This window comes from Brevundimonas sp. (genome assembly GCF_019636155.1).
Classification (GTDB): domain Bacteria; phylum Pseudomonadota; class Alphaproteobacteria; order Caulobacterales; family Caulobacteraceae; genus Brevundimonas.
In genome coordinates, this window is record NZ_JAHBYB010000004.1 from 130,639 (window position 1) to 142,665 (window position 12,027).

Genomic DNA, 12,027 nt, shown 5'->3' on the forward strand with positions numbered 1-12,027 from the left:
CATGCGCATCCTTCCGGAAGAGATGACCGCCCGCATCGAGAGCGGGGCGGCGACCCTGTGCCATGTCTGGCGGCTGACCCGCGCCGATGGGGCCGTCATGGGATTCACCGATCATGACCGCGACCTGGCCGTCGGCGGGGTGACTTGCCGGGCCGCCAGCGGCTGGACAGCCGGGGTGTCCGAAACCGGGATCGGGACCCAGGGCGGCGCGGCCTCGGCTTCGGGCGGGCTGGACGACGGCGGCCTGACCGAGGCCGACATCGTGGCCGGGCTGTACGACGGCGCCGAGATCGAACTGTGGCGCGTGGACTGGGAACGGCCGGACCTGAAGGTGCGGCTGTGGCGTGGGCGCATTCGGCGCATCCGGCGCGAGGGCGAGGGTTTCGTCGCGGACCTGGACGGACCGGCCGCGGTGCTGGAGCGGGTGGTCGGACGGACCTATGGCCGGCTGTGCGACGCGGTGCTGGGCGATGCGCGCTGCGGGGTGAACCGAAGCCTGTTTCCGGGCCGCGACTGCGACAAGACCTGGGCGACCTGTCGTGGGACGTTCGACAACGGCGCCAATTTCCAGGGTTTCCCGGACATCCCGGGCGACGACTATCTGGCGGCCTTTCCGGCCGAGGGCGGGCGCCACGACGGCGGGAGCCGACGCGGATGAGGCTGGATGTGGTGAGGGCCGCGCGCGGCTGGCTGGGCACCCCCTATCGGCATCAGGCCAGCGCGCGGGGCGTGGGCGCGGACTGCCTGGGCCTGGTGCGCGGCGTCTGGCGCGAGGTGATGGGCGCCGAGCCCGAGACGCCCCCGCCGTATCGACCCGACTGGGCCGAGGTGGGGGGCGAGGAACAGATGCTGGAGGCGGCGAGGCGGTGGCTGAAACCCCGGCCGCTGGGGGCGGCGGCGCCGGGCGACGTGGCCATGTTCCGTATGAGCGAGGGCTCGCCGGTCAAGCACTGCGCCGTGATCAGCGAGGTGGGCGGGCCGGAGTGGCGGATGATCCACGCCTACTGGGGCCGGGCGGTGGTCGAGAGCTGGATGGGGCCGTGGTGGCACCGAAGGCTGGCGGCCGTCTTCGCCTGGCCCGAACGCCCGGACGAGGAGCAGGACTGATGGTGCAGGTGATGCTGGGCGGCGTGGGCGCGGCCCTGGGCGGCGGCGTGGGCCGGGCGATCGGGGCCACCCTGGGCGCCGTGGCGGATCGGGCCGTTCTGGGCGCCGTCCTGCCGGCGCGGCGGACGGGACCGCGGCTGGAGGGGTTGAAGCTGCAGTCGACCGCCGACGGCGCGCCCATGGCCTGTGTGTTGGGCCGGATGCGGGTGGCCGGGCAGATCATCTGGGCCGCGCGCTTTCTGGAACAGCGGCGCGAGAGCGGTGGCGGCAAGGGCGGGCCACGGACCTCGGAAAGCGCCTATTCCCTGAGCTTCGCCGTGGCGGTGTGCGAGGGCGAGATCGACGCCATCGAGCGGATCTGGGCCGACGGGCGGCTGATGGACCTGAGCGGGGTGACGGTGCGGATCCATCGCGGCGGCGCGGCGCAGACCCCGGATCCCCTGATCGAAGCCATCGAAGGCGCGGCGCCGGCCTATCGCGGCACGGCCTATGTGGTGTTCGAGGACCTGCCCCTTGGTCCCTATGGCAACCGGCCGCCGCAGCTGAGTTTCGAGGTGTTGCGCCGGCCCCAGGGCGATGGGCTTGAGGAGATGCTGGAGGGGGTCTGCCTGATCCCCGGGGCCGGGGAGTTCGTGCTGGCGACCGATGTGGTGATGCGCCGCGAGGGCCTGACCCGGGCGGTCGCGGAGAATGTGCACGGCGGTCAGAGCGCGACGGATCTTACCGTCTCCCTGGACCAGCTGATGAGCCAGTGCCCGAACCTGAAGCGGGTCAGCCTGGTGGTCGGATGGTTCGGAACCTCGCTGGACGCGGCCGACTGCCAGGTCATGCCGGGGGTGGAGAGCCGCGAGAAGATGACGGAGGGCGGGGTCTGGGAGGTCGCCGGCCTGACGCGCGAGGACGCCCATCTGATCAGCCGCATCGAGGACACGCCGGCCTATGGCGGCACGCCTTCCGACGAGAGCGTACGTCAGGCGGTGACGGCCCTGAAGATCCGGGGACTGGAGGTCACCCTGTATCCGTTCGTGTTCATGGATATGCCGGGGCCAGAAGAGACACCAACCGAGGGTGAGGCGTTTTCGGCCTATCCCTGGCGCGGCCGCATCAGGGGCGAGGACGGCGAGACGGCGTCGGAACAGGTGGCGGCGATCTTCGGCGCGGCCGACACCTGGGGCCTGAAGCGACTGGCGCTGCATTACGCCGGCCTGGCGGCGGAGACGGGCGCCGACGGTCTGCTGATCGGGTCGGAGATGCGGGGCCTGACCCAGACGCGGGACGCGGAGGGCGGCTATCCGGCCGTGGCCGCCTATCAGGCGCTGGCGGCCGAGTGCCGGAGCATAGTCGGGTCGGAGGTCACGCTGTCCTACGCCGCCGACTGGTCGGAATATTTCGGACATCAGTCGGGCGGCGGCGAGGTGCGGTTTCACCTGGATCCGCTGTGGGCCGATCCGCAGATCGACTATGTCGGCATCGACTGGTACCCGCCTCTGACCGACTGGCGCGAGGGAGACGGCGGGCTGGATGCGGCGGTGGCGTCCGATCAGGCGGACCGGGCCTATCTGGCCGACGGGGTGGCGGGCGGCGATGGGTTCGACTGGTTCTACGCTAGCCCCGGCGACAGGGCGGCCCAGGACCGGACGCCGATCGCGGACCCGGCCCATGGCGAACACTGGGTGTTCCGGCCCAAGGACCTGATCGGCTGGTGGAGCCACCACCACTATGACAGGGTCGGGGGCGCCCGGGCGTCGGTCGCGACGGCCTGGACGCCGCGCATGAAGCCCATCCGCCTGACCGAGTTCGGCTGCGCCGCGGTGGATCGCGGCGGCAATGCGCCCAATCTGTTCCACGACCCCAAGAGCAGCGAAAGCGCCCTGCCGCCCGATTCGACCGGACAGCGCAGCGACCGGATGCAGAGGCGCGCGCTGGAGGCCGTGCTGGGTCATTTTCGCATACCGGCGAACAATCCGACGTCCAGTGTCTATGGCGGGCGGATGGTGGCGGCGATGGACGCCTGGTGCTGGGACGCGCGGCCCTATCCGGCGTTTCCCGCGCGACGGGACGTCTGGGCCGACGCCCCGGCCTGGCGCACCGGCCACTGGCTGAACGGCCGGATGGTGGGGGATGTGGCCGCGATGATCGCCGCCGTGCTGAGGCGGGGCGGACTGACCGACGAAGACTTCACCATCGAGGGGGTGGATGGCGAGGTCACCGGATTCGTCATCGACCGCCCCATGGCGACGCGCGATGCGCTGGAGCCGTTGTTGAAGGCCACGGACGCGGTGGTGGTGGAGCGGGACGGGCGGGTGGCTGTCATCGGGCAGGAGGCCATGGTCCAGACCCTCGCCGACGACGACCTGGCCCTGCCGGAGACGGGCGAGGCCATGACCCGGGATCGGCGGCTAGACGAACGGCCGGCCACGGCGCGGGTCCGATACGCCGACGCGGCGGCCGACCATCAGACGGCGTCGGTGGTCATGAGGGCCGATCAGGCCGCGGGCGGCGGGGGCGTCGATATCGACCTGCCGCTGGCTTGCAGCGCGGAACAGGCGCAGCGAGTGGCGGCGGTCGCCCTGGCGGCCGGGGGCGAGGCCGAGAGCCGGACGGTGAGGATGGGTCCGACGGCGGCTCTGACGCTGGAAGGCGGGGATCTGGTGCGGTTTCCCGGGGCGGAGGGCGTGTGGCGGGTCGAGTCCCTGGCCCTGGAAGAGACGCCGCGCGCGACGGTGCGCCGCCGCGTCACGCCGGTTGCCGCCCTGCTCGGGGCGCCGGAGATTCCGATTCCCGAGACACCCGTCCTGTCGGGCGCGCCCTTCGCCGTGGTGCTGGATCTGCCCGCGACGCCAGGCGAGGAGGATGACGCCCGTCCGCGCGCGGCGGTGGCGGTGGAGCCGTGGCGCGCCATGACGGTCCATGCGGGCGCCGACGCCTCAGCCTTGAGACCGCGCGCGGAGGCGCGCCGGCCGGCGACGGTCGGCCGATTGACCAGGCCTTTGGAGTCCGGTGTCCTGGGCCGCTGGGACCGGGTCAATGTGCTGGAGACGCGGCTGGAGGGCGGCGCGCCCCAGAGCCGGAGCCGCGCCGCCGTCCTGTCGGGAGAGAACCGGATTCTGGTCGAGACGGAGGTCGGGTGGGAGGTCGTCGGCTTCTTGGAGGCGGTTCCCCTGGGCGGTGATCGGTGGCGGCTGAGTGGGTTGCTGCGGGCTCTGGGCGGCACGGACGTCGAGATGCGAGCCGGCGCCGAGATCGGGGCGACAGCCATACTGGCCGATGAGGCTCTGGTCAGGCTGGACATCGGCCGCAATGAGCGGGGCCTGCCCCTGATGGTCAGGGTAGCGCCCACCGGAGCGCCGCCGGGAGGACCGGGGGCCAGCACGCTGGAAACGACAATCCGCGGGGTTCATGATCGGCCGTGGACGCCGGCGCATCTGAGGGTGGCGACGGGCGCACCGGACTGGACCTTGTCCTGGATCCCGCGTCGGAGGGTGCATGGCGACGCCTGGGACGAGAACGGCGGGGACGAGACTGTCGGCTGGTTCCGGGTCCGGTTCCTGGACGGAGTGATCGAACGGCGTGTCGTGGAGGTCGAGGACGACGCCCTGACCTACACCGCCGTCCAGCGGGCGGCGGACTTTCCGGTGGGCCTGGCGACGGCCCGGGTCGAGGTCAACCAGTGGGGCGCCGGCTGGGGCTGGGGTCCGCCGGCGCGCATGTCTCTGGCGGGTTGAACGGGCGCCCTTTCGAACCGGGATCGCATGGCTTAACTGAGGGTCGAAGCCCTGTGGAATGGAGCGACTGTGGCCGGCGATCCCTACAAGGAACTGGGCGTGGCGAGGACCGCCAGCGCGGAGGAGATCAAGAAGGCCTTCCGCAAGCTGGCCAAGGACCTGCACCCCGACAAGAACCCGGGCGACAAGGCGGCCGAGGAACGGTTCAAGCGGGTGACGGCCGCCTTCGACCTGCTGGGCGACAAGGACAAACGCGCCAAGTTCGACCGGGGCGAGATCGACGCCGACGGGCGCGAGCAGTTCCGGGGGTTCGGTGGCGGCGCTGGGGGCGGTCGGGCCGGTCCTGGCGGGGGCTTTTCCGGCTTCGGCGGCGGGGCCGGCGGTCCGGGCGGGCGCGGCAATTTCGAGAACATCGACCTGGACGAACTGTTCGGGATGTTCGGCGGTCAGGGTCGTCAGCGCGGCGCGAGGGACTTCACGCCCAAGGGCCAGGACGTGCGCGCCACCCTGGAGATCAGTCTGGAGGATTCAATCACCGGGGCTACGCGACGCATCCAGTTCTCGGATGGGCGCACCCTGGACGTGACCATTCCCAAGGGCGCCGGCGACGGCCAGGTCATCCGGCTGCGCGGGCAGGGGGCGCCGGGCCGGCTGGGCCAGGCGGGCGACGCCCTGATCGAGCTGAAGATAGCGCCGCATCCGCTTTATCGGCGCGAGGGGGCGGACCTGGTGATGGACCTGCCGATTGCGGCGCCCGACGCCGTCCTGGGCGGCAAGGTGATGGTGCCGACGCCGGAAGGGCGAGTCTCGATGACCGTGCCCGCGGGGTCCAACTCCGGCAAGGTCCTGCGGCTGAAGGGGCGCGGCGGCCATGTCGGTGGGCGGCGCGGCGATCTGCTGGCCAAGCTGGTGGTGACCCTGCCGGACCCGCATGACGCGGCCCTGGTCAAATACGCCGAGACCTGGCGGGCGAAAAACGCCGAGACGTCATGATCGCCAAGCCCAATCAGAAGCCGCGGCGTCCCTGGTTCAGCTCGGGGCCGACGGCGAAGCGGCCGGGGTGGTCGTCCCAGGCTCTGAATCACGATCTGCTGGGCCGAGGCATCCGCGCGCCGGAGGTGGTGGCGCGGTTCGCCCACGGGCTGAAACTGACGCGCCAGGTTCTGGAGGTTCCGGACGACTGGGCCCTGGTCTATGCGCCAGGGTCCGACACCGGGGCGGTGGAGGCGGCGCTGTGGTCCATGCTGGGCGCGCGGCCGGTGCAGGTGCTGGCGTTCGAGAATTTCGGCCTGCAATGGGCGGCGGACATCCGCGACCACCTGAAGCTGGAGCCGGAAATCCTGGCGGCGCCTTGGGGCGACCTGCCGGATCTGAGCCGGGTCGATCCGGACAAGGACCTGGTCTTCCCGTGGAACGGGACCACGTCGGGGGTGCGCGTTCCGAACGCCGATTTCATCGCCCGTCATCGAAGGGGACTGGCGATCTGCGACGCCACCTCTGCCGCCTTCGCCATGCCCCTGGACTGGGACCGGCTGGATGTCGTGACCTTCTCATTCCAGAAGGCGTTGGGCGGAGAGGCGGGGCTGGGCGTCGCGGCCCTGTCGCCGCGAGCGATGGAACGGCTGGATTTCTATGCGCCGCCACGGCCGGTGCCCAAGGTGCTGAGACTGCGCGACGGGTCCGGGTTCGACCGCGCCCTGGCCAGGGGCTCGATGATCAACACCTTCTCGGTCTGGACGCTGGAGGACTGGATCGACGCCCTGGAATGGGCGGTCAGCGTCGGCGGTCTGGCGGGCCTGATCGCGCGCACCGAGGCCAATGCGGCGGCCCTGGGCCGCTGGGTCGAACGGACCGGCTGGATCGACTGGCTGGCGCAGGCGCCGGAGACGCGATCGACTACCTCCATCTGCCTGAAGATCGTCGATCCCCGCGTCCTGGCTATGGAAGAAACGGACCGTCAGGCCCTGGTGCGGCGGATGAAGGCCCTTCTGGAAGCCGAAGGCGCGGCCTTCGACGTTGAAAGCCACCGCAACGCCCCGGCAGGCTTGAGAATCTGGTGCGGATGCACGGTCGATACTGCGGATATCGAGGCTCTGACGCCGTGGCTGGACTGGGCGTTCGCGATGGCGATGGCGGAATAAATACGCCGCGACGGGACAGGGGGCGATTCCCCCGCTATAGGCTGCGGCCCGCAATCAGCGGGAGCGTGAACCTTGGCGAACGTGGCGGTGGTCGGCGCCCAGTGGGGCGACGAAGGCAAGGGCAAGATCGTCGACTGGCTGTCGAACCGCGCCGATGTGGTGGTGCGGTTCCAGGGCGGCCACAACGCGGGCCATACCCTGGTCGTGGACGGCAAGGTCTACAAGCTGGCCCTGCTGCCCTCGGGGGTGGTTCAGGGCAAGCCGTCGATCATCGGCAACGGGGTGGTGGTCGATCCCTGGCATCTGGTACGCGAGATCGAGATGGTCGAGGCCCAGGGGGTCCGCATCTCGCCCCAGACCCTGACGATCGCCGACAACGCCTGCCTGATCCTGCCCATCCATCCCGCGCTGGACGTGGCGCGCGAAGCGGCGGCCAAGGCGCCCGGCGCCCGGATCGGCACCACGGGACGCGGCATCGGCCCGGCCTATGAGGACAAGGTCGGTCGCCGGGCGATCCGGGTGTGCGACCTGGCGGACGCTGACGATCTGAAGGTCAAGATCGACCGGCTGCGGTCGCACCATGACCCGCTGCGCGCCGGACTGGGGCTGGAACCGATCAATCCCGAGGTCCTGCTGGATCAGTTGCTGGAGATCGCGCCGCGCATCCTGCCCTACGCCCGGCCGGCGTGGCGGCTGCTGGACGAGGCGCGTCGGGATGGGCGGCGGGTGCTGTTCGAGGGCGCCCAGGGGGCCTTCCTGGACGTGGATCACGGCACCTATCCCTATGTAACCAGCTCCAACACGGTGGCGGGTCAGGCGGCGGCGGGGTCGGGCCTGGGGCCGCGGGGAGTCGGCTATGTGCTGGGCATCGTCAAGGCCTACACCACAAGGGTGGGCGAAGGGCCGTTCGCCTGCGAACTGAACGACGCCATCGGCGAACACCTGGCGACCGTCGGGCGCGAAGTGGGGGTCAATACGGGGCGGGCCCGGCGCTGCGGCTGGTTCGACGCGGTGCTGGTGCGGCAGTCGGTGGCCATCAACGGCATCGACGGCATCGCCCTGACCAAGCTGGACGTGCTGGACGGGCTGGAGACGCTGAAGATCTGCGTCGGCTATCGGGTCGGGGGGCAGGTGCTGGACTATCTGCCGTCCAGCCTGAAGGACCAGGCGGCGGCCGAGCCCGTGTTCGAGGAACTGGAAGGCTGGCGCGAGAGCACCGCCTCGGTCCGCAGTTTCAAGGACCTGAACGCCAACGCCATCAAATATGTGCGGCGGATCGAGGAGCTGATCGGGGCGCCGGTCGCCCTGCTGTCCACCAGTCCGGAACGCGACGACACCATATTGATGCGCGATCCGTTCCAGGGGGCGGCCTGATCTGAGCCGTTCAACGCGCCCTTAACGGGTTTGGGGCAGAAAGGCTGCCTGTAGGAGCCGTCCCGTGTTCATCGCCGATTCCAAAGCCTTGCAACGTCTGGCGCCCGCTCTGAAGCGGGTGGTCGTGGCGGACCCCAACGCCGCCGCGGTGAAGCTGCTGGTCGACATCATCAAGAATCTGGGCGCACGCGATGTCTTCCTGGAGGCGGACGACCGCCGGCTGATGGGCCTGGCGCGGGAGTGCGAGCCGACCCTGGTGATCCTGGAGCGCAGCGGTCCGCGCCTTGACGGCGAAGCCTTCGCCCGGCGCATGCGCCGATCAGACCTGACCTGCCGCAAGGCGCCCATCATCATGGTCACCGCCGAGGCGACCGCCAGCACCATCAAGGGCGCGCGCGACGCCGGGGTGCACGAGTTCCTGTGCAAGCCCTTCACGGCCGCCGACCTGTTCCGCCGCATCGAGAACGTGGCCCTGAAGCCGCGCGACTGGGTCGAGGCGGTCGGCTATGTCGGCCCGGACCGGCGCCGGTTCAACTCCGGCGATTACGCCGGCGAGCGCAAGCGTCAGGCCGATGCGCCCAGGACCGCCGCCGAGGCGACGGCTGCGGCGAAGGACCAGGCCCTGCGTATCCTGGCGGCGGCCCTGGCGCAGTTCGACAATGACCCGGCCCAGGCCGTGCGCGCCGTCCGCCAGCAGGCGGAGACCCTGAAGGCCCTGGCGCTGAAGACCTCGGACGCGCCCCTGGCCGCGGCGGCGGGCGCCCTGGAATCGTGCGTGGCGTCCGGACAGGTCAGCAAGCCCGCCCTGGCCGGACCGATCGCGACCCTTCTGGCCATCAGTGCGCCCGAGCCTCGGACGAAATCGGCCTGAGCCGCGGGGTCAGGCGTCGACCAGGTTCCGTTCCTCGGCGGCGGCGCGCATGGCCTTCTGCAGCTTTTCGAAGGCGCGGACCTCGATCTGACGGACGCGTTCGCGGCTGACGCCGTACTGGCCGGCCAGCTCTTCCAGGGTCACCGGATCGTCCTTGAGGCGGCGCTCGGTCAGGATGTGCTTCTCGCGGTCGGTCAGCTCCTCCATGGCCTCCTGCAGCAGGCTCATGCGGATCGATTTTTCCTCGTCCTCGGCCAGCTGGGTTTCCTGGGAAACCGCCGTATCGTCGGCCAGCCAGTCCTGCCATTCGCTTTCGCCATCGGCGCGCAAGGGGGCGTTCAGCGAGGCGTCGCCGCCCAGCCGCCGGTTCATGTCGGTGACTTCCTGCTCGGACACGCCCAGCTTGGTGGCGATGGCCGTCAGGTGTTCGGGATGCAGGTCCCCTTCCTCGAAGGCCGAGATCTGGCTCTTGGCCTTGCGCAGGTTGAAAAACAGCTTCTTCTGCGCCGCCGTGGTCCCCATCTTCACCAGGGACCAGGACCGCAGGATGTATTCCTGGATCGAGGCGCGAATCCACCACATGGCGTAGGTCGCCAGGCGGAAGCCCTTGTCCGGGTCGAATTTCTTGACGGCCTGCATCAGGCCGACGTTGCCTTCCGAGATCACCTCGCCGATCGGCAGGCCATAGCCGCGATAGCCCATGGCGATCTTGGCCACCAGGCGCAGGTGCGAGGTGACGAGACGATGGGCGGCCTCGGGATCCTGATGTTCGCTCCAGCGCTTTGCCAGCATGAACTCTTCGTCCTTGCTGAGCATCGGAAATTTGCGGATTTCAGTAAGATAGCGCGACAGTCCCTGTTCAGGCGACATCACCGCGAGCGTGTTGTTGGCAGCCATAGTCCGTGATCCCTCCGACCGATACCGAGCGGGTCCGTCGAGTTCGGCCACCGAATGTGCGCCGCGCCCTCACCCCTCAACCGAAGACTTGGGGATCGGTTGCCTGCTTGGCCAGAGGCGGAACGTCACACCAGGTCGAAAACGTGGCGGCAAGGCCACGATCTTTCGGTCTCAGTTTCTGTAGCAGATAGTCAGTTCTTAATCAAGACTGACATCGAAGGTCAGTTGAAGTCGATGTGCAGATGGTCGTCGTGCCTCGCCGCCTGGCAGCCGGCGAAGCGCAGCTTGGGGTGGCCCCAGAGGCCCAGCCGCCGTTCAAGATGGGGTTCGATCAGAATGCGGCGGACGCGCGGATCGGCGACCAGGATGTCCAGCAGCGCCCGCGTCTTTTCGTCATCCAGACGCCATGGCCGATTGGCGGGCGGGTCCGGCTTCTGCGCCTTGCCGGGGCGGCCCCCGGGACAGGCGAGCGCCTCCCCTGGGGCTGGCGGCTCAGCCGGCCAGTAGCCGCCGAAGCGGGCGATGACCGGAAACGGATCGAACGGACGTCCCGCCGCATCGGTGTAATAGAGGGCCAGATCGACCTGGCGGCCGTCCCCGTGGCTCAGGTGGGGCGGGAAGGGCCTGATCCCTTCCGGACCGCTGGCGTCCATGAAGCGGAGCGTCTCGCCCGGATAGCGGGCCCGAATGGCGCGCGCCGCATCGACCAGGGCGTCGCGCGCTGCGGGTTGGACGAAATGCCTATCCTCACGGCAATAGCGGGTCGCGACCGGAGCCAGGGGAGCCGATCCGTCGCAAGGCAGGCTGACCAGACCCGCGGCGTTGGGTTCGGCGGATGGGCTGGCCTTGCCCGGTGCGCCTGCCGCCTCGCAACCGGCAAGGACAATGGCCAGGCTGGCGACGAGGCGCCTCAAAGGGCGTCCAGCAGGTGTTCGAGCGCCTGCATGTCTCCTGGCGGCGGCGTCTCGAAGCGCAGGGCCTCGCCGGTCACCGGATGGACGAACCCCAGGACTGCGGCGTGGAGCGCCTGTCGGTTCAGGCCCGTCTCAGCGATGGCGGCGCGGACCGGGGCGGCGGGACTGCCGGAGCCATAGACCGGATCGCCCAGGATCGGCGCGCCCTTCGAGGCCAGATGCACACGGATCTGGTGGGTGCGCCCGGTGTGCAGGGTGCAGGCGACACGGGCCGCCATGGGCGCGCCGTCACGCTTGGCGGGGGCGCCGAACACCCGCTCGACCTCATAGTCGGTGATCGCCTCGCGGCCCCCGGACTTCAGCACGGCCATCTTCTTGCGGTCGGCGCTGGAGCGTCCGATGCGGGTCTCGATCCGGCCCCGCGCCGGCGAAAGCGCCCCGCGCGTCAGGGCGATGTAGGTGCGCTCTATATCGTGTCGAGCGAACAGGGCCGACAGGCCGGCGTGGGCGCGGTCCGACTTGGCGGCGACCATGACGCCCGAGGTGTCCTTGTCCAGCCGGTGCACGATCCCGGGCCGCGCTACCCCGCCGATGCCGGACAGGGACGCGCCGCAGTGATTCAGCAGGGCGTTGACCAGGGTGCCGGTCTCGTTGCCCGGCGCCGGATGGGCGGCCATGCCGGCGGGCTTGTCGATCACGATCAGGTCCGCGTCCTCATAGAGGACGGTCAATGGAATGGCCTCTGGCCGCGGATCGGCCGGGATGACCGGTGGCAGGGCGATCAGATAGTCGCCGGGCAGGGCCTTGGTCTTGGCCGACACGGCCGCCCCGCCGAACGACACCGCCCCCTCGTCCATCAGCGCCTGGATGCGCGCCCGCGACAGGCCCGTCGCCGCCTCGGCCAGGGCCTTGTCCAGACGCAGGGCGCGCGCATCCTCGCCCAGCGAGACGACCAGGGTCTCGCCATCGGCGTCAATGTCGTCGGGTTCGAGGGCGGG

The 12,027-nt window shown here is 70.2% G+C and carries 10 protein-coding genes; 7 read left to right on the forward strand and 3 right to left on the reverse strand.

Features of this window, described 5'->3' with window-relative positions; genetic code table 11:
* Window position 1: 1 nt before the first annotated feature.
* From KF910_RS06325 to KF910_RS06355, 7 genes are all read left to right on the forward strand, one after another.
* Complete coding sequence (locus tag KF910_RS06325; protein ID WP_292259714.1) at window positions 2-658, forward strand: DUF2163 domain-containing protein; 657 nt, start codon at window positions 2-4, stop codon at window positions 656-658.
* Window positions 655-1,107, forward strand: coding sequence for a peptidase P60 (locus KF910_RS06330; RefSeq protein ID WP_292259715.1), 453 nt, complete (start codon window positions 655-657; stop codon window positions 1,105-1,107). The genes KF910_RS06325 and KF910_RS06330 overlap by 4 nt, the downstream gene beginning before the upstream one ends.
* Window positions 1,107-4,832, forward strand: a complete 3,726-nt coding sequence (locus KF910_RS06335; RefSeq protein ID WP_292259717.1) for a baseplate multidomain protein megatron — start codon at window positions 1,107-1,109, stop codon at window positions 4,830-4,832. The genes KF910_RS06330 and KF910_RS06335 overlap by 1 nt, the downstream gene beginning before the upstream one ends.
* 69 nt (window positions 4,833-4,901) lie before the next feature.
* Window positions 4,902-5,825, forward strand: a complete 924-nt coding sequence (locus KF910_RS06340; protein WP_292259719.1) for a DnaJ C-terminal domain-containing protein — start codon at window positions 4,902-4,904, stop codon at window positions 5,823-5,825.
* Window positions 5,822-6,973 (forward strand): phosphoserine transaminase, encoded by a 1,152-nt coding sequence (locus KF910_RS06345; RefSeq protein ID WP_292259721.1) that lies wholly within the window; start codon window positions 5,822-5,824, stop codon window positions 6,971-6,973. Before KF910_RS06340 ends, KF910_RS06345 begins: the two co-directional genes overlap by 4 nt.
* Window positions 6,974-7,045: 72 nt before the next feature.
* Window positions 7,046-8,347 (forward strand): adenylosuccinate synthase, encoded by a 1,302-nt coding sequence (locus tag KF910_RS06350; protein WP_292259722.1) that lies wholly within the window; start codon window positions 7,046-7,048, stop codon window positions 8,345-8,347.
* Window positions 8,348-8,411: 64 nt separating this feature from the next.
* Window positions 8,412-9,218, forward strand: a complete 807-nt coding sequence (locus KF910_RS06355; RefSeq protein WP_292259724.1) for a response regulator — start codon at window positions 8,412-8,414, stop codon at window positions 9,216-9,218.
* A 9-nt stretch (window positions 9,219-9,227) separates the two neighbouring features.
* Here KF910_RS06355 and rpoH read toward each other — a convergent pair whose 3' ends face one another.
* The 3 genes from rpoH to KF910_RS06370 all read right to left on the reverse strand — a co-directional run bounded on the left by rpoH (window position 9,228) and on the right by KF910_RS06370 (window position 12,006).
* Complete coding sequence (rpoH, locus tag KF910_RS06360; protein WP_292259726.1) at window positions 9,228-10,115, reverse strand: RNA polymerase sigma factor RpoH; 888 nt, start codon at window positions 10,113-10,115, stop codon at window positions 9,228-9,230.
* 221 nt (window positions 10,116-10,336) lie between these two features.
* Window positions 10,337-11,029 (reverse strand): hypothetical protein, encoded by a 693-nt coding sequence (locus KF910_RS06365; protein WP_292259728.1) that lies wholly within the window; start codon window positions 11,027-11,029, stop codon window positions 10,337-10,339.
* Window positions 11,026-12,006 (reverse strand): RluA family pseudouridine synthase, encoded by a 981-nt coding sequence (locus KF910_RS06370; RefSeq protein ID WP_292259903.1) that lies wholly within the window; start codon window positions 12,004-12,006, stop codon window positions 11,026-11,028. Before KF910_RS06370 ends, KF910_RS06365 begins: the two co-directional genes overlap by 4 nt.
* Between the last annotated feature and the right edge of the window lie 21 nt (window positions 12,007-12,027).

Bases quoted from the DNA above. Each gene is read 5' to 3' on its own strand.
- KF910_RS06325 (WP_292259714.1), top strand. From the start codon at position 2: ATGCGCATCCTTCCGGAAGAGATGACCGCCCGCATCGAGAGCGGGGCG.
- KF910_RS06330 (WP_292259715.1), top strand. From the start codon at position 655: ATGAGGCTGGATGTGGTGAGGGCCGCGCGCGGCTGGCTGGGCACCCCC.
- KF910_RS06335 (WP_292259717.1), top strand. From the start codon at position 1,107: ATGGTGCAGGTGATGCTGGGCGGCGTGGGCGCGGCCCTGGGCGGCGGC.
- KF910_RS06345 (WP_292259721.1), top strand. From the start codon at position 5,822: ATGATCGCCAAGCCCAATCAGAAGCCGCGGCGTCCCTGGTTCAGCTCG.
- rpoH (WP_292259726.1), bottom strand. From the start codon at position 10,115: ATGGCTGCCAACAACACGCTCGCGGTGATGTCGCCTGAACAGGGACTG.